The organism is Streptomyces sp. NBC_01314 (genome assembly GCF_041435215.1).
Classification (GTDB): Bacteria; Actinomycetota; Actinomycetes; order Streptomycetales; family Streptomycetaceae; genus Streptomyces.
In genome coordinates this window covers 821,251-843,637 of sequence record NZ_CP108394.1, presented here as the reverse complement: position 1 = coordinate 843,637, position 22,387 = coordinate 821,251, and the positions used below count along the sequence as shown (strand labels likewise).

Genomic DNA, 22,387 nt, shown 5'->3' with positions numbered 1-22,387 from the left:
CGGTGTGCGGCAGGCCGACTCAGGCGGTACCGGGTACTGATTGAGGGCGGCAGTGGGTGCTGGATCGGACGGTGGTGGGTGTCGGTTCAGGCGGTACTGGCGGCGATGCCGGCTCGTACGGGGTGGCCGTGGTCGGGGTGGCTCGAGTCCGTGGCCACCCCGATGATCTCGTCGAGGCGGGCGCGTACTGCTGTCAGGTCGCCGATCTGGCGGTCGATGCGGGCCCGTTCGGTGATGAGGCTGTCGGTGAACCCGACGGGCGATTCGCCCTCGTTCATGCACCGGGGCAGGACCTCGCGGACGAGCCTGCTCGACAGGCCGGCGGCGTACAACTGCTGGATCATCCTGACCCGGGCGACCGCGCCCTCCGGGTACTGCCGCTGCCCGCCGCCGGTGCGCGTGGCGCCGAGGAGCCGCTGCTCCTCGTAGTAACGCAGCGCCCGAACACTCACCCCCGCCTGTTCGGCGACCTCTCCGATCCGCATGACCGCTCCTTGTTTGTTGCGCGCCCCGCCAGAACTACACCTGACGTCAGCATGAGGTTTTAGCGTAGTCGATGTCGACGACCTGCTCCGGGAGGGGATGGTCAGTGGCGGGGCAGGAGGGTGCGCAGGCGTGCGGTGTGCTCGTCGACGGCGTGAGGGCCGTTGCTGGTGAGCAGGCGGACGCCTTCCTCCCAGATGACCTTGACGGCGGCCGGGTTGGTGGTCGTCTGCACCTGGTAGCCGGCGTCCTTGAGGGCTTCGTCGATGAAGTAGCCCATCCGTACCTTCTTGCCGGGGATCTTGAGGTAGCCGTTGCTGAGGACGAAGAGTTCGGCGGACTTGGCGACCGTGGTCACCCGCACGCCGTTGAAGGCGTGCTGGGGGTTGGTGACGACGGTGCCGTCGGGGCTCACCCGGTACTTGGCCGAGGCCATGGCGATGGGGGCGTGGCAGATCAGTGAGATCAGCACCTGGTTCTCCCGCAGGGTGTGCAGGAGTTCGCCGAGCCAGGGGTTGTCGACGAAGTCGACCATGGGAGCGTGGCCGCCGGGCATGTGCACGAAGTCGAAGGCGCCCAGGTCGAAGGCGTCCTCGGGGTCACGGTGTCTGTGCACGAGCTGCTCGACGGAGGGGTAGGTGTGCTCCGGCAGGTCCTGCATCGACTTGATCAGGTCGTCGCGCAGCACCACGACCTCCTTGTCGCTGTGGGGCAGCGCCTCGGAGACGGGCAGGCGGCCCAGGTAGCGGTGGGCGAGGGCGAGTTCGCTGTCCCGGCGGGCGACGAGTTGAGGCCGTTTGGCGCGGAAGGAGTCGACATCGAAGCGGAAGACCTGGGCCGCGGTGGCCGAGACCATCGCGGCACCGGACTTGGCACCGGCGTGCATCGGCAGGCCCAGACCGTTGATCTCCAGCTGCGGGACGATCCCGCCGGGGGTGGCGAAGGTGAAGTCGTACTCGTCGCCGAATTCCTTGAGGATCTGCGCCAGTTCGACCAGGTAGAACCCGGTGGATACGCCGGGGTGGCCTGCCGGTTCGGTGAGCGGCAGGACAGCGGCCGACGGGATGACGATCAGCGCTTTGGGCTTTGACGAGGCGGTGGGGGTGTCCATGACATGACCTCTTTCGGTGTACGGGCCGGGGGATGGGGGGTGCGTTTCGGTTGCGGCTTGCAGCACGGAGCGGCGAGTGACGGTGGTGGTCAGGCGGTGGCTGTGGCCGGTGTGTAGATCACGGCGGGGTCCAGGGCCAGGTCAGCCTTGGCCTGCATGGACATCGCGTCGGCGATGACCTCGGACTGCTTGGCCTCGACCCCGTCGAGCGCGGCCCTGGCGACATCGGCCGGATCGTTCTTCTCGAACAGCTGCCCCTTGGCCATGTCCGTGTCGGTGGGTCCCATGTACACGCCGGTGACCAGGGTGTTCTGTGCGGAGAGTTCGAGGCGGACGCTGTTGGTCAGGCTCCAGGCGGCGGCCTTGGCCGCACTGTAGGCACCCCAGTGTTCGGAAGGGGTCCAGGACCCGACCGACAGGACGTTGACGATCGCCCCGCCGCCACCCGCCTTCAGGATCGGGGCGAAGGCCCGGATCATGCGCAACGGGCCGTAGTAGGCGGTGTCCATCTCCAGTTCGATCTGGTCCAGGTCGCCGTTCACCAGGCTATTGATGGTGATGATCCCGGCGTTGTTGACCAGCAGCGTCACGTCCGAGGCGGCTTCCGCCACGGCGGCGACGGAGGCCGGGTCGGTGATGTCGAGCCGGAGCATCTCCGCTCCGGGCAGATCAACGTTCTCAGGGTTGCGTGCCGTGGCGTACACCTTGGACGCTCCCCGCTCCAGCAACTGGGTGGCGAAGTGGCGGCCGAGGCCGCGGCTCGCACCCGTGACGAGAGCGACGGAGTTGGCGATGTCCATGGGAGTGGTCCTTCACGTAGGAATGCGTCGTCGGGAACGCCCTGGTGGGGACCGACGACAGCTACGCTAGAACCTCACGCTAACGTCAGGTGCAAGCCTGATGCTCGTTAACATCGGCCTTCATGATCGCAGTGGTCGTCACCATTGGGCTGGCGTTTGCCGGCTATGTCGTCACGTACCTCAACGGCCTGCGCCTGTCGCAGCGTCAAGAGCGCCTGGCCCGCGTGAATCGCCAGCTCAGCGACTTTCGCGGGCCCCTGTTCGCCCTCACGGAAACCAACAGCCGCACCTTCGGCGCGTTCGTGGAACGTCACGCCCGCCCTGGCGGAACGTCACCGTTCGCTCATGAGACCCCGCCCACCCCAGAAGAGCTCACCGAGTGGCGACTGTGGGTGACTACCGTCTTTCTTCCGAACATCCAGGCCATGCGCGACCTGGTCATCAAACATGCTGACCTGCTGAGCGAACCGGAAATGCCGCCGCTTTTGCTCCAACTGTGCGCGCATGTGTCGGGCTACGAGATCACGGCAGCCCGGTGGGCGCAGGGAAACCACGACCAGCACCTCTCGGTGGTGTGGTTCCCCAGCGGCTGACCAATATGCAACGACGTCTCAGGGAGCGGCCGGAGTTGGCGCGGGTCGCCTTCGACGAGGCGGTGCGCCGGCGGTGGCGGTGCAGACCTTCTTCCGCACCGCCACCGCCGACCTCACCGCCGCCGGCACTGTCATCCCCGAGGGCGCCGAGATCCTCTTGTTCCTCGGCGCCGCCAACCGAGACCCGGGGGCATGGTTCCGAAGCACGGCGCCAGGGCCCGGGGCGCGTGGTGTGCGGTCGGTGAGGTGCGGGTCAGCCGAGCGGGTTGGTGGTGTCGCGCAGGGTGGCCAAGGCCGGGGCGTACATGCGGGACTTGATGGTGCCGAGCGTGTCGCCGGCCTTGGCCACCTGTGCCTGGGCGATCTCGATGGCGGTGGAGCGCACGGCGTCCTCGGTGACCGACTGGTCGACGATGCCGGCGGCTGCGGCGTCGGAGCCGCCGTAGCGGCGGGCGGTGACCATGGCCTCGTGGGCGGTCTGCGGAGCCAGGCGGGACTGGATGAGGGCGGCCATGCCGGGGGTGAAGGGGATGTTGATGTCCGCTTCGGGAAGGCACCAGTAGCCGCGGTCGGCGCGCATCACGCGGAAGTCGTGGGCGAGGGAGAACATCGCGCCGGCGGCGAAGGTGTGCCCCTGCAGCGCGGCCACTGTGATGACCGGCAGCGACAGCATTCGCGCGAACAGTTCATGGACCGAGACGACGTAGCCGTCGTACTGGTCGGCGTGGGCGAACAGCCAGTCCAGGTCGAGCCCGTTGGAGTAGAACTTGCCGGTGGCGGTGGTGACCAGGGCGCGGGGGCCTTCCGCCTTCTCCACCTCGTCGATCGCGGCACTGACGGCAGTGAGCCAGTCGGGGTGGAAACGGTTCTCTCCGTCTCCGAGGTCGAGGACGAAGACGTTGTCGTGGCGGTCGAGTGAGGGCATGGCGATTCCTTCGAGGTGATTCAAGGTGATTCGAGGTGAGTTGACGGGGTGAAGTGGCTGTGGGCTACGGCCGGGGTCCGGGTTCGGCACCAGGGCGGTCGCGCAAGGTGTGGCGGAGCAGGTCGTGGATCTCGGTGGCGGCTGCCTCGATCGGAGCGGTGCTCTGCTCGGCCCGGCACATGATCACCGCGCCTTCGACCGCGGCGATGATGAAGGCGCCCAGCCGACGGCTGCGTTCCTCGGTCAGGCCGTGCCGGACGAACAGGCCCGCGAGGGCCTCCTGCCAGCGGGCGAAGACGGCGGCTGCCGAGAGGGCGAGCTGGGGTGCGTCGTCGTTGGTCTCGACGGCCACCGCCACGATCGGGCAGCCGGCTCGGAAGCCGCTCTCCACGAGCCGGTCGCGCCACAGCGCGAAGAACGCGTCGACGGCCTCCACCGGGTCGTCCGTCTGCATGGCGGCGTCGATCATGCCCGCTATGAAGTCCCCCGCCAGTGCCACCGCCTCGCCGATGAGCTGCGTCCGCCCGCCGGGGAAGTGGTGATACACCGAGCCCCGAGGGGCTCCGCTGTGTGCGAGTACCCGGTCGATGCTGGTCGCGTTCGCCCCGTACTCACGCAGCAGAGCGGCAGCACCGAGGATCATCCGGTCACGGCTGTCACTCCTGCGCGGGTTCATCCGCCCACCACCCTTCCGACGGCGTCATGGCCCGCCGAGCGAGCTACCTGTCGGTAACTTATGGGGTATGGCATAGAACATGCAAGAGGACATCTGGCGGCGGTTCGGTGGTTCCTGTCGGCTGTGGTTGCTGCTGCCGCACGTCCCAGGTGCGGGGCCCGCCTGTCGAGGCATCAGTCCCGCCGTATCGGGCACGGACGTGCGCATCTCCGGCATTGTGCAATTCCGCCGCCTGGGAATCGCCGGTCGGCTCTGAAGCCACCCCGGCCTGTCGAGCAGGCTCGTCCGCGAGGTCCTGCCGCGGTGCATGAACGAGGGCGAATCGCCCGTCGGGTTCACCGACAGCCTCATCACCGAACGGGCCCGCATCGACCGCCAGATCGGCGACCTGACGGCAGTACGTGCCCGCCTCGACGAGATCATCGGGGTGGCCACGGACTCGAGCCACCCTGACCACGGCCACCCCATAAATCGGTACCCGGTACCACCTGAATCGGCCTGCCGCACACCGCTCACAAGCGGCGTGCGGCAGGCCGACTCAGCGACAGACCTCACCACGGTCTCAGGACCGTACGAGCCGGTGCCCCGTCCTCTACCGCACGGTCCTGCCGCGCCACAGCCGCACGAGAGGGCCCCGGGCCCACTCCATCTCACGCCATCTCACTCCATGGTGAGGACGACACGCCCCTGGAGCCCGCCCCTGGTCATGCGCGCGTAAGCCCGCGCGGCCTCCCCCAGTGGATAGGTCTCGGCCACGCGCAACGCCAGGTCTCCGGCCGCGGCCAGATCGGACAGCGTCGTGAGCATCGCTGCGTCCGGGCCGACCTGGGTCAGCAGTACCCGGATGCCCCGCTCGGCCTGGGGCAGGGCGTCGAGCCGCGTGGTCACGAACCTGCCGCCGTCCGCCACCGCCCCGATGACGGCCTGCCCCAGCCTGGCCGTGTCCAGAACGGCGTCGACCCCTTCGGGACGTACCTTGCGGACGGCCTCGGCCGGCGTCTGCGACGCCGGCACGTACACGTCGGCCCCCGCCACCTCGGTCGCGAACTTGCCCTCGGGCGACAGGTCGGTCGCGATGACCACGGCTCCCCGGCGCTTGGCAAGCTGCACCGCGTAGCCGCCGACCGCCCCCTCCGCACCGGTGATGAGCACGGTCTGGCCCGCCTGGATGCCGAGCAGTTCGACGGACTGGGCCGCCGTCAGGCCGTTCAGGGGGATGGTGGCGGCGTGGACGGGGTCGACACCCGAGGGTGCTGCGGCGATCGCCTGGGAAGGAACCACGATGTACTCGGCCTGACCCCGGTTCAGCCCCAGAGGCAAGACGTGGCTGAACGCGATGACGGGCTGCCCGGGCTTCCAGTGGATACCCGGGCCGACGGCGTCGACGACGCCCGCGACATCCCAGCCGAGGCCATAGGCGACCCCCTCCGGCGGAGCCGGGAAGTAGCCCCCGCCCCAGGCCGCCGCATCGGCCGGATTGAGCGCGGCCGCCTGAACCTTGATACGAATCTCGCTCAAGCCCGGGACAGGCTTGTCGACCTCGACGACCTCGACCACGTCCGGGCCGCCGAGCGAACGGTAAACAGCTGCACGCATGAGTACTCCTGCTGTCGGTCGCACCTGCTCACAGCAGACGCGGCGTCATTGACGTAGGGAGGCGATGTCCGCGGTGAGCTGCGGAGCGCCAACAGCAGCCACGCTAAAATCTGACGCCAACGTCAGGTGCAAGTCGGCGGTGTCTGGCTGTGTCTGCCGTCCCGCCCTTCGTCGGCACCACGCTGCGACGTATCACTCGGGACCTGGGCGGCGAAAACCTCTACATCTGTTACTCATCGGCCTGAGCGTGTTCCTCTCGGCAGTGGCCTGTGCGCCCTGTCGCATGTCCTCGTCGGAGTAGCCGAACCAGGCGCGCTGGGGGTGGACCCTCATCGTGGAGGACCTGTCGGCACAGCTCGTAGACGGCTCCGTCGACGCGGCCGGTCGCCGGAGATGCTGCCGTCTGCGTTGCCGTCCGCGTCTACCGCGTCTACCGCGTCCACCGCGACCGACGTGCCGTCGGGCAGGGGTGCGCTGCCGATGACGTCGACGACGGTGGTGAAGGGGCGGGCTTCGCGGCACCAGCGGTGCAGAGTGTCGCGATGTTCAGCATGGGTGTGCTCCGTGTGAGGGAGGCCGGAAGCCGGACCGGTCGGGGTGTGCCCTGTGTGCCGCAATCAGAGGAACTCCTCGGCCGTGATGGGCAGTTGACGGACTCGGCGGCCGGTGGCGTTGAAGACGGCGTTGCCGATGGCGGCCGCCACTCCTACCTGGACGACCTCGCCGAGCCCCTTGACGCCGAGTGCGTTGCCGTCGTTGTCCTCGCCGTCCAGGTAGATCGCCCGGACGTCGGGGACGTCGGCGTTGACGGGGACGAGGTAGTCGGCGAGGTTGGCGTTGACGATTCGGCCGTCGCGATGGTCGGTGGTCGTGTGCTCCAGCAGGGTCGTGCCGATGCCGCCGACGATGCCGCCGATCGCCTGGCTGTCGGCGAGCTTGGGGCTGATGATGCGGCCGGCGTCGTACACGCCGAGCATCCTCCGCACCCGTACCAGGCCCAGGGGCGCGTCGACGGCGACCTCGGCGAAGGTGGTGTTGTAGGCGTGGTAGGAACGCCGCCCCGTACAGCGGTGATGCGCGATCCGCGACCGCCAGTTCGATCGCCTGCCGTCGGACCTTGTCGCAGGCTCCGAGGACGGCGGTGCCGACGCTGTGTTGCGCAATCCTGGCGTCTCCACCACGGTCACCGGAGCGACGACGAGCGAGGAACTGCGGTCCAACCTCGGCGCGCTCTCCGTGCAGTTGGACGACGAGGTCGTGGAAAGACTCGACCGCATCTGGCCGGGACCGGGAGAAGCCCCGCAGGCGTATGCCTGGTGAGGAGTTCGCGAGGCCGTCGGCGTCAGCACCGTGGTACTCGCGGTTGGAGAAAGGCCACAGCGGGCCGCACGGTCAGCGCGGCGCCGACACGGGCAGTTCGACGTGGTAGGCGCGATAGCGATCTTTGGGCAGGCCGTCCTCGCCGTAGGCCGGCTATAGGGTGCTCCGGCTATGAGGTGCTGACGATCCGTTTGCGCAGAGGCAGGTTCTTGAGGACGAACGGACTCGGACGGAACTCAGCTGGGGGTCCGACACTCATTCCGCACCTCCGGTATTTCGCGGCCAGTCGACGCTCTGGCCGACGCCGTGTGCCTCGGCCCGCTGGTAGACGCTCCAGGCCGCTGCCGCGTCCTGAACGCCGAGGCCGGCGCTGATGTACGTGACGATGTCGTCGTCGTTGCCGCGACCGGTCGCGGCACCGGTCAGAACATGGCCGAGTTCGAGGACCTCCAGCTCCGCCGCGTCGGCCCGGGCGAGAGCCGCGATGATCGGACCGCAGTTCTGCCGTGCCGTCGGTTCGTGGTCGACGACGACGTGACGGCTGGCGCGGAGGACGTCGGGTCCGATCTCGCAGCGGTGCCGGTCGAAGGATCCGACCGTGACGACGGTGGCACCGGGGGAGAGCTCGCGCGCGGAGAACAGCGGCTCCGTGGCCAAGGTGGCGCAGACGACGACGTCCGCCTCGGCGATCGCGTCACTCAGGGACTTCACCTGCTCGACGTCGAACCCCTGCTCGCGCAGTCGGCCGACGGACGCCCCGAGCGAGGACGGGCGCGGTGACCACATTCCGGTCCACGTGTAGGCCCTGTCGCGCTGCAGTGCGGCGATGTGCGCCTGCCCCTGCACGCCGGACCCCAGTACGAGGAGACGGGTCGCGTTCTTCCTGGCCAGTGCCCCGACCGCGACCGCGCTGGCAGCGGCTGTCCGCAGCGTGGTGAGCGCTGTGCCGTCCATGAAGGCCACAGGAACGCCGGTGTGGGGGTCGAGCACGGCGACCACGGCATTCACTGTTGGTCGGCCCGCCACCGCGTTCCCGGGATTGACGCTTCCGAACTTGCAGACGGGGCCGCTCCGGCGGTCGAGGCGGGAGGCATAGCAGAAGACGGTGTCGGGCTCGTCTGCTGCGTGGCCACCCAGGATCTTCTCGGGTTGCCACGCCTCTCCCTGAGCGAGAGCGATGAAGGCCGTCCGCTGCGAGGAGAACGCGGTGTCGAGGTCGAGGAGGGAACGGACGTCCTGCTCGTCGAGGAATCTCATGGCTGCCGCACCGTTCGCCGCCGCGACGCCGACATCGAGCGTGCCCAGTTGGCTCGCGCGTGTTCATGTTGGCCGCCGCGCCACACACGGTGGGGCGAGAGGGGGGCGGCCGGCATCACGGCAGTGGTCCCGGCAGCGACACCGGCGGGGCCCCCGGTGATCGCGGCCAGGAGCCCGTCCGACGCGGATGGTGAGGCGAGTGCGATGCGGTCACCGCCCAGGTACGACGACATTTCGAGCCTCCTCAAGTCAAGTGAGTCTGTGCATGGGTGTCGACCCGCGGCGCGGGGCCAGCCGCCGAAGGGCGACGAGTTCGGGCTGCGTGGGGGAGCCGGCAGCGTGGCCGCCGCGGGTATTGAAGTATGTGAGGGACAGCGGTGACCAACAATGCCTCCACTTCCGGACCGGCCGTCGGGGTACGGCTGAGTCAAAAATTCGGCTGTGCGCGTGGCACGGGCGCTACGGTTCCCCGCGGTCGGGCGCTCGCGCAACACCGTGTCATCCGAGCAACCCCGTGTCATCCGCGAGGCGCCGTGTCATCCGCGAGGCGCCGCGCGGATGAAGCGGAGAGCCTCTCAGATCGCCGCGCGAATGGCCTGTTCGAAGCCCACGACGTGACTGCCGGCCAGCTGTGCCGCCCTGTCGGGGTCACCGGCGACGATCGCCTCGATCAACGGCCCGTGCTCTTCGACGTGACCCGCCATGTCGGACAACCGGTCGACGAACAGGCACCAGATGCGGGTGGCCAGGTTGTCATACCGGACGAGGGTGTCCTCCAGATACGGGTTGTGTGTGGCGGCGTAGACGGCGCGGTGGACCTGAAGGTCCAGGTGCATGAGCTCGGTGGCGTCGTGCCGCCCGGGATCCACGCTCTCCAGCTCCCGCAGGACGGCCGTCAGCGTCGCGCGGTCGGTGGCCGTGGCGCGCCGCGCGGCCTGGGACGCGGCCAAGGGCTCCAGTTCCTGGCGCACTTCGGAGATGTGGGCCAGGTCGGTGATGTTGACTTCGGTGGCGAAGGTGCCGCGCCGGGGGTAGGTCGCGATGAGGCGCTCGTACTGGAGCCGCTTGAGGGCCTCGCGCACCGGTGTCCGGCCGACGCCGAGGGACTGTGCCAGCTGGTCCTCGTTGATCGGCGCGCCCGGGCGGATCTCCAGCATGACGAGCCGGTCGCGGATGACGCGGTATGCGCGTTCGGCGAGGGACAGTTCCTCGCCCGCGGGCTCTGTCGCCGTCTGCTGCATGAGATGCCCCCTTGACCTGGCCGACAAGCTCCCATACCTTACCGCAGAGGTTGATATATCAGTCGTTCATTAGTTGGCTCTCAGAACGGTGTGCAGATGGCAACGAACCCGTCCACCACCACGGTCGCCTCCCCTCTCTCCGTCCCGCTCAGCGAGCTCGACCCGGAGGTCGCCACCGCGGTCGACGCAGAGCTGCGCCGTCAGCAGTCCACCCTCGAAATGATCGCCTCGGAGAACTTCGCCCCGGCCGCCGTCATGGAGGCCCAGGGCTCGGTGCTGACCAACAAGTACGCCGAGGGATACCCGGGCCGCCGCTACTACGGCGGCTGCGAACACGTCGACGTCATCGAGCGGTTGGCCATCGCCCGGGTGAAGGAACTGTTCGGCGCCGAGGCCGCGAACGTGCAGCCGCACTCGGGTGCCCAGGCCAACGCGGCCGCGATGTTCGCGCTGCTCCAGCCCGGCGACACGATTCTCGGCCTCGACCTCGCGCACGGCGGTCACCTGACCCACGGCATGCGCCTCAACTACTCCGGCAAGCTCTACAACGTCGTGCCCTACCACGTGCGCGAGTCCGACATGCGCGTCGACATGGACGAGGTCGAGCAGCTCGCTCTCGCCCACCGGCCCAAGATGATCGTCGCAGGCTGGTCCGCCTACCCCCGTCGGCTGGACTTCGCCGCGTTCCGGCGGATCGCCGACGCGGTGGGCGCTTATCTACTGGTGGACATGGCGCACTTCGCCGGGCTGGTGGCAGCGGGCCTGCACCCGAACCCGGTGCCGTACGCCGACGTCGTGACGACCACCACGCACAAGACTCTGGGTGGCCCGCGCGGCGGGGTGATCCTCAGCCGTGCCGACCTGGCCAAGAAGATCAACTCAGCGGTCTTCCCGGGCCAGCAGGGCGGTCCGCTGGAGCATGTCATCGCGGCGAAGGCGGTGGCGTTCAAGGTGGCGGCGACCGCGGAGTTCAAGGAGCGCCAGCAGCGCACCCTGGACGGCGCCCGCATCCTCGCCGGACGCCTGCTGGCCGACGATGTGGCCGAGGCCGGGATCACCGTGCTGACCGGCGGCACCGAAGTCCACCTGGTCCTCGTCGACCTGCGGAACTCCGCGCTCGACGGGAAACAGGCCGAGGACCGGCTGCACCGCATCGGCATCACCGTCAACCGCAACGCGGTGCCGTTCGACCCCCGCCCGCCGATGGTCTCCTCGGGGCTGCGGATCGGCACCCCGGCCCTGGCCACCCGCGGCTTCGGCGCGGCGGAGTTCCGGGAGGTCGCCGACATCATCGCCGAGGCCCTGAAGGACGAGCAGCTCGGCGACGAGCGCGCGGCGTTGTTGCGCGACCGGGTCGAGAAGCTCGCCTCCGCTTTCCCCCTCTATCCCCACCTGTCCAATCTGTCCCACCTGTCCCACCTGAACGGAGACGCGGTATGACCAGCACGGCGCTGCCGGAGCATCCGGACTGGCTCTGGCGCAACCCCGACCCGCGCTCCTCGTACGACGTCGTCATCGTCGGCGCGGGCGGCCACGGCCTGGCCACCGCCTACTACCTCGCCAAGAACCACGGCATCACCAACGTCGCCGTCCTGGAGAAGGGCTGGCTGGCCGGCGGCAACATGGCGCGCAACACCACGATCATCCGCTCGAACTACCTGTGGGACGAGAGCGCGGCGATCTACGAGTACGCGCTCAAGCTGTGGGAGCGGCTCCCGGAGGAACTGGACTACGACTTCCTGTTCAGCCAGCGCGGCGTCCTCAACCTCGCGCACACCCTGCAGGACGTCCGCGAGGGCATGCGCCGCGCCAACGCCAACCGTCTCAACGGCGTCGACGCCGAGTGGCTCGAACCGGAGGAGGTCGCCAAGGTCTGCCCCATCCTCAACGTCTCCTCCCGCACCCGGTACCCGGTCCTGGGCGCCACCTTCCAGCCGCGCGCCGGCATCGCCAAGCACGACCACGTCGCCTGGGCGCTGGCCCGCCGGGCCGACGAGATGGGCGTGGACCTGATCCAGGGCTGCGAGGTCACCGGCTTCCTCAAGGACGGCGACCGGGTCGTGGGCGTCGAGACCAACCGGGGCCGCATCCTCGCCGGCAGTATCGGCCTCGCGACCGCCGGGCACAGCAGCGTGCTGGCCGAACGGGCCGGCGTACGGCTGCCGGTGCAGTCCCACCCGCTTCAGGCACTGGTCTCCGAGCTGCACGAACCGGTACACCCGACGGTCGTCATGTCGAACCACGTGCACGTGTACGTCTCCCAGGCCCACAAGGGCGAGCTGGTGATGGGCGCGGGCGTGGACTCGTACAACGGCTATGGCCAGCGCGGCTCCTTCCACGTGATCGAGCAGCAGATGGCCGCCGCCGTCGAGCTGTTCCCCGTCTTCGCCCGCGCCCATGTGCTGCGGACCTGGGGCGGCATCGTCGACGTCAGCCCGGACGCCTCCCCGATCATCGGCACCACCCCGGTCGAGAACCTCTACGTCAACTGCGGCTGGGGAACCGGCGGGTTCAAGGCCACCCCGGCCGCCGGCTGGACCTTCGCGCACACCATCGCCACGGGCGAGCCGCATCCCCTGAACGCCCCCTTCGCCCTCGAACGCTTCGCGACGGGCGCCCTGATCGACGAGCACGGCGCCGCAGCCGTGGCCCACTGAGGAGGACACCGTGCTGCTGATCAACTGCCCATGGTGCGGTCCCCGCAACGAGACCGAATACCACTACGGGGGACAGGCCCATGTCCCCTACCCCGAGAACCAGGCGGACCTCACCGACGAGCAGTGGGCCGAGTACGTCTTCTACCGCGACAACCCCAAGGGCCCCTTCGCCGAGCGGTGGATGCACGGCATCGGCTGCCGCCGCTGGTTCAACGTCCTGCGCGACACCGCCACCCACGAGGTACTGACCTCCTACCGGCTCGACGAGCCACGCCCCGAACTGCCCCAGGCCGGAGGACAGCGATGACCGACCAGCACTTCCGGCTCAGGCAAGGCGGCCGTATCGACCGCGACGCCGTACTGCGGTTCACCGTCGACGGGCGGGAGTTGACCGGGCACCCCGGCGACACCGTCGCCTCGGCGATGCTGGCGAACGGCGTGGTCGAGGTCGCCCCCTCGCTCTACCGCGGTCGCCCGCGCGGCATCGTCGCCGCGGGCGTCGAGGACCCGAACTCCCTGTTGCAGGTGGACGGTTCGTACTCGGAGGGAATGCTGCCTGCGACGACGACGGAGCTGTACGACGGCCTGTCCGCCTCGACACTGTCCGGGATGGGCCGGCTCGACCCGGGCTCCGACCCCGCCGTCTACGACAAGAAGTACGTCCACACCGACGTCCTGGTCGTCGGCGCAGGACCGGCCGGGCTCGCCGCAGCCGCCGCTGCCGCCGGCTCCGGCGCTCGCGTGATCCTCGTCGACGACCAGCCCGAGCCCGGCGGTTCGCTGCTCTCCGGGCGCACCGAGCGGGTCGGCGCACAGAGCGCTCTGGAGTGGGTCGCCGAGGTCCGCGCGGCACTCGATGCCGCACCCGAGGCCGTCGTACTGCAACGCACCACGGCGTTCGGCTCGTACGACGACAACTACCTGCTGGCCCTCCAGCGGCGTACCGACCACCTCGGAGCCGACGCCCCCGAAGCCTCCGCAGGCGTCTCACGGCAGCGACTGTGGCACATCCGGGCCCGGCAGGTGGTCCTGGCGACCGGCGCGCACGAGCGTCCGCTGGTCTTCGCCGGCAACGACCGGCCCGGCGTGATGCTCGCCGCCGCCGTCCGCTCGTACCTCAACCGGTACGCCGTGGCACCGGGCTCGAGGGCAGTGGTGAGCACCACCAACGACAGCGCCTATGACACCGTCGCCGATCTCCACGCCGCCGGGATCGACATCGCCGCCGTCGTGGACGCCCGCCCCGAACTGTCCCACCGGGCCGCCGAGGTCGCCGTGGCGACGGGGGTGCGGGTGCTGACGGGCAGTGCGGTGGTCGACACCGAGGGGGACGGTCGGCTGACCGGCGTCACCGTCCAGGCCCTCGACGAGAACGGTCAACTCAGCGGTGCTCCTGAGTCGTTCGACTGCGACCTGCTCGCCGTCTCGGGCGGCTGGAGCCCGGTGGTGCACCTGCACAGCCAGCGCCAGGGCCGGCTGCGCTGGGACGAGGACCTGGTCGCCTTCGTCCCCGACGGCACCGTACGGGACCAGCAGGTCGTCGGTGCGGCTCGCGGGACGTACGGCCTCGACGGCTGCCTGTCCGAGGGAGCGCGGGCCGGTGCGCGGGCCGCGACGGACGCGCGGTTCGCGGTTCCCGTAGCGTCGCCCGGCGATGCCCGGTCCGGCGCCGGGCCGACGCGTGCACTGTGGCTGGTACCCGCCCCCGACGGTGACCCCGGCAGTTGGGACACCCACTTCGTCGACCTGCAGCGCGACGTCACCGTCGCCGACGTCTGGCGGTCCACCGGCGCGGGCATGCTCGGTGTCGAACACGTCAAGCGGTACACCTCGCTCGGCACGGCCAACGACCAGGGCAAGACGTCCGGCGTCAACGCGATCGGTGTGATCGCCGAGGCCCTCGGCGCGGGCGCGTCTCCCGGGGAGATCGGCACCACGGCCTACCGGGCGCCCTACACGCCGGTGGGCTTCGCCGCCCTGGCCGGCCGTGAGCGCGGTGAGCTGTTCGACCCCGAACGCACTACGTCGATCCACAGCTGGCATGTGGCACACGGAGCGGAGTTCGAGGACGTCGGGCAGTGGAAGCGCCCCTGGTACTACCCCCGGCCCGGCGAGGACATGGACACGGCCGTGGCCCGCGAGTGCCGCGCGGCCCGCGAGGGCGTCGGCCTCATGGATGCCTCCACCCTCGGCAAGATCGAGATCTGGGGCGCGGACGCGGGCGAGTTCCTCAACCGCGTCTACACGAACGCCTTCAAGAAGCTCAAGCCCGGCCTGGCCCGCTACGGCGTGATGTGTAAACCGGACGGCATGATCTTCGACGACGGAGTGACGCTTCGCCTCGACGACAACCGCTACTTCATGACCACCACGACCGGCGGCGCGGCCGGGGTCCTGGACTGGCTGGAGGAGTGGCTGCAGACCGAGTGGCCCGAGCTCGACGTCCACTGCACCTCGGTGACCGAGCAGTGGTCGACGATCGCGGTCGTCGGCCCGCAGTCCCGCCAGGTCGTGGCCCAACTCGCGCCCGATGTCGACCTGTCCGCCGAGGCGTTCCCCTTCATGGCCTTCCGCGAGACCACCCTGGCCTCCGGTATCCCGGCCCGCATCTGCCGGATCTCCTTCTCCGGCGAACTCGCCTACGAGATCAACGTCTCCGCCTGGTACGGCCTGGCCGTCTGGGAGCAGGTGTACGCGGCCGGGCAGCCGTACGGCATCACCCCGTACGGCACGGAGACCATGCACGTGCTGCGGGCCGAGAAGGGGTACATCATCGTCGGCCAGGACACCGACGGCACCGTCACTCCACAGGACGCGGGCATGTCCTGGGTGGTCTCCAAGCAGAAGGACTTCATCGGCAAGCGGTCCTACTCCCGCGCCGACACCTCCCGCACCGACCGCAAGCAGCTGGTCGGCCTGCTGCCGGCCGACCGCACGACCCGGCTGCCCGAGGGCACCCAACTCGTCGCGCCGGACGTACCCATCACCCCCGAGGCAGGGCCGGTGCCGATGCTCGGCCACGTCACCTCCAGCTATCACAGCCCGGCCCTCGGCCGCCCCTTCGCCCTCGCCCTCGTCGCCGACGGGCGGGCCAGGATCGGCGAGACCCTGCTCGCCCCGGTGGGTGATGACCTGGTGCCCGTCGAGGTGGCCGACTTCGTTCTCTACGACCCCGAAGGGACCAAGCGAGATGGCTGAGCTGATCACCGCATCGCGTACCAGCCCCCTGGCGCATCTGGAGGAGCAGATGCGCGCCGCCACCGTCACCGGCACCCGAGGCGTCACGCTGACCGAGTGGCCGTTCATCGCCATGGTGAACGTGCGCGTCGACCCCGCGTCCGAAGCGGCCGACCGCATCGGGAAAGCCCTGGGGGCGCCGCTCCCGCAGCAGTGCGGCCACACCTCCACATCCGGGCCCCACACGGTCCTCTGGCTCGGCCCCGACGAGTGGCTCGTACTGTCCCAAACCGACGCGACCGCCGTGGTCGATGAGTTGCGGGAGGCACTCGCCCAGGACCCGGGCTCCGTCGTGGACGTCTCCGCGAACCGCACCACGCTGGAGCTGAGCGGCCCGGCCGCCCGGCACGTGCTGGAAAAGGGCTGCACGCTGGACCTCCACCCCCGGGCCTTCGGCCCCGGCCAGGCGGTGTCGACCACGGTGGGACCCGTCGCCGTACTGCTCTGGCAGGTCGACGACACGCCGACGTACCGGCTCCTCCCGCGCTCCTCGTTCGCCGACTACCTGGCCCGCTGGCTCATCGACGCGATGAGCGAGTACCACGGCCCGGAGAATCCCTGATGGCGTCGACCGGTGACAGCACGCACAGGGTCGCCCTGGACAAGGCCATCAAGGCCATGCCCGACACCGGCCGGGACATAAGGGCCAGGTGCAAGGAAACCGCCCACTCCGACTCGCGGACCGACCCGGCCACGGCGCCGGTCGAGCACGTACTCACCCTCGACTGCCCCGAGGCTCCCGGCATCGTCCTCGCCGTCTCCCGGTTCCTGGTCGAGCACGGCAGCGACATCATCGACAACCAGCAGTTCGGAGACCGCCGCGACGGGCACTTCTTCATGCGGGTTCGCTTCGCCACCGTCGGCAGCGAGAACACCCCGCAGACCCTGCGCCGTGACTTCGCCGCCGTGGCCGCCTCCTTCACCATGCGGTGGCATCTCGAACCGGTCAGTACCCGGCGCCGCGTGCTGATCATGGTGTCCCGTTACGGCCACTGCCTCAACGACCTGCTCTTCCGCACCCGCAGCGGCGACCTGCCCATCGACGTGGTCGCGGTGGTCTCCAACCCCCGCGACCACGAGACACTCGTCGCCTGGCACGACATCCCGTTCTTCCACGTGCCGGTCACCGCCGCGACCAAATCCGAGGCCGAAGCCCGGCTCCTGGAAATAGTCGACTCGTGCGACCCCGACCTGGTCGTGCTGGCGCGCTACATGCAGGTGCTCTCCGACGACCTGTGTACCCGACTGGCAGGCCGGATGATCAACATCCACCACTCGTTCCTGCCCAGCTTCAAGGGCGCCAAGCCCTACCACCAGGCACACGACCGCGGCGTCAAGCTCGTCGGCGCCACAGCCCACTACGTCACCGCCGACCTCGACGAGGGCCCGATCATCACCCAGGAGGTCATCGACGTCGACCACAGCCACACCCCCGACGACCTGGCCGCCATCGGCCGCGACGCGGAGTCGGCGGCCCTGGCCCGAGCCGTCCGGTGGCACTGCGAAGGCCGGGTGTTCGTCCAGGGCAGGCGCACGGTGGTCCTGCGCTGACGGCCGGGAGGCCTGAGTGGTGCCGAGTGTCGTGCTGTGGTGGGTGGCGACGTCAGAAGCCATTCGGCTGTGCCGTCGGTGCCGTCGGTGCCGTCGGTGCCGTCGGTGCCGTCGGTGCGGTCGGCTGGGCGAAGCCCTGCATGGCCTTGGGGGCCCCGGTGGCCGGCTCGACGTTCGCCGACGTTGGCTCCAGGCCCCGCTGAACCGCGATCTCCCTGGCCTTCACAGGCCCCCTGCCCGCCGAGTGCCGTTCGTCCGGCAGGCCGGAATCCGCGGGCCTCGGTCACCGTAGCCGCCACCCGGCCGCGGGGGCGGCCGCGCTTGTGATCGAACACCGGATGCGACGAAGCGCCGCGCTGCTGCCCTGCAGTACCCGCTCTCACCGTGTTGCCGAGGTCGACGCCCTGCGTGTATCGCCGGGACGTGGCGTGGGTCTGCCGGCGATGGCGACCCAGAGATTGGGGTCGACGTGGTCCTGGGGCAGCAGGTTGGCCATGTAGCGGGTGCTGCGTTCGACTTTGACACGCCACAGACGTGCTGCCTCCTCACCGTCGCCGTTGAGGATGGCCTCGAAGATCGCGGTGTTCTCGCGGGCGATGAGGTCGGCGGCCGCGTCGGTGAAGTCCAGCCGCAGGATGGAGATGAACATCCGTAGCCGCATGCCGAGGCGCTGGAAGAGCAGGCTTGCCTGGGGCAGGCCCGCGGTGCGGGCGATCGCGTCCTGGAAGCGCAGATCGGCCTCCCCGATCCGGACGAGGTCGCTGCGCCGGACCGCTGCGTCGACCTCGGACAGGGCTGTGCCGACCGATCGGAGCTCGGATCGGTGCAGCAGGGCGACCCGGCGCATGAGCACGGTGCCCAGGGCCGCCCGGACCGCGTAGAGGTCGAGGACGGCAGTGACGTCGACCTGGGGAACGGCGGCTCCGTGGTGGGTCAGCCGGTCGAGCATCCCTTCCTCGGCGAGCACGCGCAGTGCCTCGCGGACGGCACCGCGGGAGACGCCGAGCCGGGACGCCAGGGGTGCTTCCTTGACGCGTTCGCCGGGTGGGAACGGGCCGGCGAGGAGAGCTTCGCGTACGAGATGGACGACAGGGTCGGCGGTGTCGCCCGGTCCGGGCGTGGTGCCCGATGTTTCGCCGGTCCAGCCGTGATCGTCGGAGTCCTCGGGGCGACATCCCTGCCCGCTCCCGGACGCTGTTGAGTCTTTATCAAGCCTCATCCAGACGAAGGCACCGGACTGCGGCGTCCACGTGCCGCACCAGGCGCGGAGGCCGTCGCGGAGCGCGGTCGTCGATGTCGCGAAGCCGGGCACGTTCTCGTGGGTGAGCAGCGGATTGTTCGCCAGGAGAACCTCGACCTCGGCGAGCCATGACGCGTCGGTGGGAACGAGATGCCGGTGGAAACGCGGATGCTGCCGCACCCATGTCTCGACCATGTCCCGGGCAGGGCTGTCGGGCTCGTCCCCGACGAGAAGGTGCACTTCCGAGCCCGCGGTCACCCTCTGCTCGAGACTCTCCAGGAAAGCGCCCAAAGACGCGCAGGGGTCGGTCGGACCGTGTGTGTCGGCTCCGCCTCGGACCAGTGCGAACGCGTTCGCCACGGCGAGGATGTTCCTCGCCTCGGTGGCGCGTCGGCTCATGGGCGCCGCGGGGGTGGAAGTCGTGGCTCCGCGATGCCGGAGAGGCGTGGCGCGACTGTCGGCGACGACGGCGAGCACGCGTGTGGGAGGGCCGAGGAACAGCCCGATCACGTCGCGGACCTTGGCGGAGCGCGGCGTGGTCCGACCACCGTCGGCCGGCAGCCGGCCCGGTCGCGACTGCAGCCGGTACCTACGCCAGATCCGGTTCACAGTCGTCTGGCTGAGGCCGGTCTCCGCCGCCATGGAGCGGGTCGACCAGTCCCGCCCGCCGGAGGGCGGCGGGGCCAGCAGGCGCAAGAGGACCTGCGCGACGGTGTCGTCGCCGCTTTTGACCGGTCGTCCCGGGCGCGGCCGCTCGTGGAGGCCGTCCAGGCCGTCCGCCAGATAACGGGAGCGCCAGGTGGCGACCATGTCCCGGGAGATTCCGAGCCCTTCGGCCACGGCGGCGTCGGTGAGACCCTGTTCACACATCAGCACGATCTGTGCGCGCTGCGCGAACGCCCTCGAACCGGTACGGCTACGGGTCCGACTCAGCAAGGTGACGCGATCACTGTCGGTGAGAGTGACGGTGGTGTGGGAGCTTCTGACCATGGTGTGGCCAGGGTAGGCGAATTTAAGCCTCAATCGCATCGGTGCGCCGAGTGGGCGAGAGGGGCGTTGTTGCCGGGCCTGTGTGGACACAGACTTTTGCCCTCGGCGGACGTGGGCGCGCGGATCGCGTTCTCAGAGGCCGGGGATCCCCGGTGCCGAGGCCCGGCGAGAGACAGTGGAGGAAAGCGGTCACGATGTCTTTCAAGCGAATGATCCACGCGGTGGACACACATTCGGGCGAGCCGATGCGCGTCATCACCGGAGGCGTCCCGCACCTCCCCGGTGGGTCCGTCTACGAGCAGATGAAGTGGCTTGAGCAGAATGACGACCAGCTCCGGTCGCTCATGCTGCGTGAGCCCCGTGGCTACCCGCCCATGTGCTGCAACCTGATCGTTCCGCCCAAGCACCCGGACGCCGCGGCCGGCTTCATCATCATGGAGCAGGTCGAGTACCCCGTGATGAGTGGCGGCAACACCATCGCCGTCGCTACCGTCCTGCTCGAAACCGGCATGATCCCCATGCGGGAGCCCTTCACCGAGTTCAAGCTGGAGGCCCCGGCCGGCCTTATCGGCATCAGGGCCGAGTGCCGCGACGGCAAGGTCAGACAAGTGACCTTCGAGAACGTTCCCGTCTTCGCCGCTCACCTCGACGCCGTGATCGACGTCCCCGAGCTCGGCCGGGTGACCGTCGACGTCGGGTGGGGCGGCATGTTCTACGTGATCGCGGACGTGCGGCAGTTCGACGGACTGCAGCTGGTCCCGTCCCACGGACGGGAGATCACCCGCGTCTCCTCCCTCATCCTCCGGGCCGCCCAGGATCAGCTGCCGGTCGAGCACCCCGACTACCCGGGCATCGGAATCACGATCTCTCAGCTGTCCGGCCCCACCGACAATCCGGCCGCCGACATGAAGAACGCGGTGACGGTGGCGAGCGGCCCCGTGGACTTCTCCAACCCCGCGACGTGGACCGGTGCCATCGACCGGTGCCCGTGCGGCACCGGTACGTGCGCGCGGATGGCCACCCTGCACGCCAAGGGCGCACTCAGGCTCAACGAACCCTTCCGCCACGAGGGGATCCTCGGCACCGTCTACACCGGCGAACTCATCCGGGAGGTGCGGGTCGGGCCCTACACGGGCGTTGTCCCGACCATCGGCGGCCAGGCGTGGATCACCGGTTACAACACCCTCGTACTCGACCCCGACGACCCGTTCGTCGACGGTTTCACCGTCGGGGACATCTGGGCCCTGAGCCCTGAGCCCTGAGCCTGGTCCGGACGAGCGGTGTCCCACGATCAGGTCACGGCCAGGCTCGTCGTGTCGGCCGACGGCCACGGAGTGGTCGACCAGGCGGGTTCCCGGCGCTTGCCAGACCTGGCCGATGCCGCCCGGCCCGACCAGTGCCTTCAGCGACGCCTCACGGCGGTTGCGTCCGCGGGGCACCGGGCATGCCCCGGGTCGGGTGACCGTCGACGAACGCTTTCACCGCCCTCGTTGCTCTGCTCAGGCAGGGCAACCTGACCTGCGGGTTGCCCTGCCCATTCACGACCCGAGGAACGCTGGAGCACGCGGCCGGCCGGGGACCAGGGGGAGTATTTCTCCACTATGCGAAGGATGCGACAGGCTTGCCGAAGACGCCCTCGTCGGGAACGACACCGAGACCGGGGCCGGTCGGCACCTGAACGTGGCCCCCTTCGACCCGGACCGGATTGTCCGAGTCGTAGTGGACGTCCATGAAGGGTTCGGCGAGCCATACACCTTCGAGCAGCTGCGGCTTCACCGTCGCGCCGATGTGCACGCATGCGGCAGCGATGATGTCCCCTCCCCATGAGTCGTCACACGTATGAGGCATGGAACGTGACTCGCAGAGGTCTCTGACGGTCGCGATACCTCCCAGACCGCCGAATCGTGTGACCTTGAGTCCGAATCCGTCGCATACTCCGAGCGAGATCGCCCGGAGCACGTCATTGAGACTCTCGGTGTTCTCGTCGAGGTAGATCCCGTGGTGCAGTTGCCCGCGGATCGCGGCGATCTCCTCCATCGTGTTGCAGGGCTGCTCGAAGACGAAGGGGATGTCGGCGCATTCCCGGCCGATGCGAAGCACGTCGCGTGTGTTCAGCGACCGGTTGGCGTCGACGGAAAGGCGGGTGCAACCTGTCGTTTCCCACACCTTGCGAATCGTCTCGATATCGAGTTCGACCGGTCGCCCGCCCACCTTGATCTGAAGTCGCGGGTAGCCCTCGGCGATCCTCTCCACGGCGGTCCGAGCGACGTCATCCGGCTCGCCGACAGTCAGCGCGTAATAGGAGCTCACACGCTCGCTGGCCGCGCCGCCCAGCATGTCGCACACTCGTATGCCGTGGGCCTTGCCGATCAGGTCGTGAATCGCGATGTCGATCGCGGCTTTCGCGTAGTTGTGCCCATGGAGGAGCGCTGCCATCGCACGCCGTATCTCCAGCGGACCCGTCACCGTTCTGCCGATCAGGCCCGGCGCCATCTGGTTGAGCGCGGCCCGGGCACCCAGGGCATGCTCCTGCGCATAGGTCGGGCCGACCGGGCACACCTCCCCCCAGCCGGAGACTCCCGTGTCGGACACGACTTCCACAATCGTCGAGTCCAAAGTCGTATAGGCGCCTTCTGACATCCGGTAGACCTTGCCGCTCAACGGCAGGTCCATTTGGTACACGTGAATCTCGGCGATGCGCATTCTGACC

19 protein-coding genes and 2 pseudogenes are annotated in these 22,387 nt (G+C 69.3%); 9 read left to right on the top strand and 12 right to left on the bottom strand.

Translation table 11 applies throughout. The features are described from left to right. Positions 1–86: 86 nt before the first annotated feature. The 3 genes from OG622_RS03865 to OG622_RS03855 all read right to left on the bottom strand — a co-directional run bounded on the left by OG622_RS03865 (position 87) and on the right by OG622_RS03855 (position 2,394). Positions 87–485, bottom strand: a complete 399-nt coding sequence (locus OG622_RS03865) for a MerR family transcriptional regulator (protein WP_371573291.1) — start codon at positions 483–485, stop codon at positions 87–89. Positions 486–586: 101 nt separating this feature from the next. Then, positions 587–1,594 carry a hypothetical protein gene (locus OG622_RS03860; protein ID WP_371573289.1) on the bottom strand — a complete coding sequence of 336 codons (1,008 nt, stop codon included), beginning with the start codon at positions 1,592–1,594 and terminating at the stop codon, positions 587–589. Positions 1,595–1,683: 89 nt separating this feature from the next. Then, positions 1,684–2,394, bottom strand: a complete 711-nt coding sequence (locus OG622_RS03855; protein WP_371573288.1) for an SDR family oxidoreductase — start codon at positions 2,392–2,394, stop codon at positions 1,684–1,686. 122 nt (positions 2,395–2,516) lie between these two features. Between OG622_RS03855 and OG622_RS03850 the strand changes: the two genes are divergently transcribed. After that, the gene (locus OG622_RS03850) at positions 2,517–2,987 is read left to right on the top strand and encodes a hypothetical protein (RefSeq protein WP_371573286.1); all 471 of its coding nucleotides are present in this window, start codon (positions 2,517–2,519) and stop codon (positions 2,985–2,987) included. Between the two features lie 253 nt (positions 2,988–3,240). Here OG622_RS03850 and OG622_RS03845 read toward each other — a convergent pair whose 3' ends face one another. The 5 genes and pseudogenes from OG622_RS03845 to OG622_RS03825 form a co-directional block, all read right to left on the bottom strand. Continuing rightward, positions 3,241–3,912, bottom strand: coding sequence for an enoyl-CoA hydratase-related protein (locus OG622_RS03845; RefSeq protein WP_371573284.1), 672 nt, complete (start codon positions 3,910–3,912; stop codon positions 3,241–3,243). A gap of 64 nt (positions 3,913–3,976) precedes the next feature. Beyond that, a complete protein-coding gene (locus OG622_RS03840) occupies positions 3,977–4,588 on the bottom strand; it encodes a TetR/AcrR family transcriptional regulator (protein WP_371573282.1) in 612 nt (203 codons plus the stop codon). Between the two features lie 660 nt (positions 4,589–5,248). Continuing rightward, complete coding sequence (locus OG622_RS03835) at positions 5,249–6,184, bottom strand: NADP-dependent oxidoreductase (RefSeq protein ID WP_371573279.1); 936 nt, start codon at positions 6,182–6,184, stop codon at positions 5,249–5,251. A 285-nt stretch (positions 6,185–6,469) separates the two neighbouring features. Next, positions 6,470–6,737, bottom strand: a pseudogene (locus OG622_RS03830) (XdhC family protein); the annotation flags it as partial. A 64-nt stretch (positions 6,738–6,801) separates the two neighbouring features. Then, positions 6,802–7,363: pseudogene (locus OG622_RS03825) on the bottom strand (molybdopterin cofactor-binding domain-containing protein); the annotation flags it as partial. Here OG622_RS03825 and OG622_RS03820 point away from each other — a divergent pair. Beyond that, complete coding sequence (locus OG622_RS03820) at positions 7,337–7,504, top strand: aldo/keto reductase (RefSeq protein ID WP_371573277.1); 168 nt, start codon at positions 7,337–7,339, stop codon at positions 7,502–7,504. The pseudogene OG622_RS03825 and the gene OG622_RS03820 sit on opposite strands and share 27 nt — an antisense overlap. A gap of 255 nt (positions 7,505–7,759) precedes the next feature. Here the strand turns inward: OG622_RS03820 and OG622_RS03815 are convergent, their stop codons facing one another. Both OG622_RS03815 and OG622_RS03810 read right to left on the bottom strand, forming a co-directional pair. After that, positions 7,760–8,761 (bottom strand): ornithine cyclodeaminase family protein, encoded by a 1,002-nt coding sequence (locus OG622_RS03815; RefSeq protein ID WP_371573276.1) that lies wholly within the window; start codon positions 8,759–8,761, stop codon positions 7,760–7,762. Between the two features lie 575 nt (positions 8,762–9,336). After that, a complete protein-coding gene (locus OG622_RS03810) occupies positions 9,337–10,002 on the bottom strand; it encodes a GntR family transcriptional regulator (protein WP_371573274.1) in 666 nt (221 codons plus the stop codon). A 96-nt stretch (positions 10,003–10,098) separates the two neighbouring features. On the opposite strand from OG622_RS03810, the gene glyA reads away from it, so the two are divergent. The 6 genes from glyA to purU are packed head-to-tail and all read left to right on the top strand — an operon-like array spanning position 10,099 to position 17,447. Further along, the gene (gene glyA / locus OG622_RS03805) at positions 10,099–11,442 is read left to right on the top strand and encodes a serine hydroxymethyltransferase (RefSeq protein WP_371573272.1); all 1,344 of its coding nucleotides are present in this window, start codon (positions 10,099–10,101) and stop codon (positions 11,440–11,442) included. Next, positions 11,439–12,659, top strand: a complete 1,221-nt coding sequence (locus tag OG622_RS03800; RefSeq protein ID WP_371573270.1) for a sarcosine oxidase subunit beta family protein — start codon at positions 11,439–11,441, stop codon at positions 12,657–12,659. The genes glyA and OG622_RS03800 overlap by 4 nt, the downstream gene beginning before the upstream one ends. Before the next feature lie 10 nt (positions 12,660–12,669). Next, positions 12,670–12,966, top strand: coding sequence for a sarcosine oxidase subunit delta (locus OG622_RS03795; RefSeq protein ID WP_371573267.1), 297 nt, complete (start codon positions 12,670–12,672; stop codon positions 12,964–12,966). Continuing rightward, positions 12,963–15,857, top strand: a complete 2,895-nt coding sequence (locus OG622_RS03790) for a sarcosine oxidase subunit alpha family protein (RefSeq protein ID WP_371573265.1) — start codon at positions 12,963–12,965, stop codon at positions 15,855–15,857. The genes OG622_RS03795 and OG622_RS03790 overlap by 4 nt, the downstream gene beginning before the upstream one ends. Further along, positions 15,850–16,458 carry a sarcosine oxidase subunit gamma gene (locus OG622_RS03785; protein WP_371573263.1) on the top strand — a complete coding sequence of 203 codons (609 nt, stop codon included), beginning with the start codon at positions 15,850–15,852 and terminating at the stop codon, positions 16,456–16,458. Before OG622_RS03790 ends, OG622_RS03785 begins: the two co-directional genes overlap by 8 nt. Positions 16,459–16,514: 56 nt before the next feature. Then, entirely contained in the window at positions 16,515–17,447 is a 933-nt protein-coding gene (gene purU, locus OG622_RS03780) for a formyltetrahydrofolate deformylase (protein WP_371583991.1), read from the top strand. A gap of 379 nt (positions 17,448–17,826) precedes the next feature. Here purU and OG622_RS03775 read toward each other — a convergent pair whose 3' ends face one another. Beyond that, complete coding sequence (locus tag OG622_RS03775) at positions 17,827–19,677, bottom strand: helix-turn-helix domain-containing protein (RefSeq protein WP_371573262.1); 1,851 nt, start codon at positions 19,675–19,677, stop codon at positions 17,827–17,829. Between the two features lie 194 nt (positions 19,678–19,871). Here OG622_RS03775 and OG622_RS03770 point away from each other — a divergent pair, with 194 nt between their 5' ends. Beyond that, on the top strand, positions 19,872–20,939 hold the full coding sequence (locus OG622_RS03770; RefSeq protein ID WP_371573261.1) for a proline racemase family protein: 1,068 nt from the start codon (positions 19,872–19,874) through the stop codon (positions 20,937–20,939). Between the two features lie 337 nt (positions 20,940–21,276). Here the strand turns inward: OG622_RS03770 and OG622_RS03765 are convergent, their stop codons facing one another. Then, positions 21,277–22,380: a mandelate racemase/muconate lactonizing enzyme family protein gene (locus tag OG622_RS03765; protein ID WP_371573259.1), complete on the bottom strand. Its 1,104-nt coding sequence runs from the start codon at positions 22,378–22,380 to the stop codon at positions 21,277–21,279. Positions 22,381–22,387 lie beyond the last annotated feature (7 nt).

What these genes read in the sequence shown, in the direction of transcription:
- OG622_RS03865 (WP_371573291.1), bottom strand. Translation starts at nt 485, where the DNA reads ATGCGGATCGGAGAGGTCGCCGAACAGGCGGGGGTGAGTGTTCGGGCG.
- OG622_RS03860 (WP_371573289.1), bottom strand. Translation starts at nt 1,594, where the DNA reads ATGGACACCCCCACCGCCTCGTCAAAGCCCAAAGCGCTGATCGTCATC.
- OG622_RS03855 (WP_371573288.1), bottom strand. Translation starts at nt 2,394, where the DNA reads ATGGACATCGCCAACTCCGTCGCTCTCGTCACGGGTGCGAGCCGCGGC.
- OG622_RS03850 (WP_371573286.1), top strand. Translation starts at nt 2,517, where the DNA reads ATGATCGCAGTGGTCGTCACCATTGGGCTGGCGTTTGCCGGCTATGTC.
- OG622_RS03845 (WP_371573284.1), bottom strand. Translation starts at nt 3,912, where the DNA reads ATGCCCTCACTCGACCGCCACGACAACGTCTTCGTCCTCGACCTCGGA.
- OG622_RS03840 (WP_371573282.1), bottom strand. Translation starts at nt 4,588, where the DNA reads ATGAACCCGCGCAGGAGTGACAGCCGTGACCGGATGATCCTCGGTGCT.
- OG622_RS03835 (WP_371573279.1), bottom strand. Translation starts at nt 6,184, where the DNA reads ATGCGTGCAGCTGTTTACCGTTCGCTCGGCGGCCCGGACGTGGTCGAG.
- OG622_RS03815 (WP_371573276.1), bottom strand. Translation starts at nt 8,761, where the DNA reads ATGAGATTCCTCGACGAGCAGGACGTCCGTTCCCTCCTCGACCTCGAC.
- OG622_RS03810 (WP_371573274.1), bottom strand. Translation starts at nt 10,002, where the DNA reads ATGCAGCAGACGGCGACAGAGCCCGCGGGCGAGGAACTGTCCCTCGCC.
- glyA (WP_371573272.1), top strand. Translation starts at nt 10,099, where the DNA reads ATGGCAACGAACCCGTCCACCACCACGGTCGCCTCCCCTCTCTCCGTC.
- OG622_RS03800 (WP_371573270.1), top strand. Translation starts at nt 11,439, where the DNA reads ATGACCAGCACGGCGCTGCCGGAGCATCCGGACTGGCTCTGGCGCAAC.
- OG622_RS03790 (WP_371573265.1), top strand. Translation starts at nt 12,963, where the DNA reads ATGACCGACCAGCACTTCCGGCTCAGGCAAGGCGGCCGTATCGACCGC.
- OG622_RS03785 (WP_371573263.1), top strand. Translation starts at nt 15,850, where the DNA reads ATGGCTGAGCTGATCACCGCATCGCGTACCAGCCCCCTGGCGCATCTG.
- purU (WP_371583991.1), top strand. Translation starts at nt 16,515, where the DNA reads ATGCCCGACACCGGCCGGGACATAAGGGCCAGGTGCAAGGAAACCGCC.
- OG622_RS03775 (WP_371573262.1), bottom strand. Translation starts at nt 19,677, where the DNA reads ATGGTCAGAAGCTCCCACACCACCGTCACTCTCACCGACAGTGATCGC.
- OG622_RS03770 (WP_371573261.1), top strand. Translation starts at nt 19,872, where the DNA reads ATGTCTTTCAAGCGAATGATCCACGCGGTGGACACACATTCGGGCGAG.
- OG622_RS03765 (WP_371573259.1), bottom strand. Translation starts at nt 22,380, where the DNA reads ATGCGCATCGCCGAGATTCACGTGTACCAAATGGACCTGCCGTTGAGC.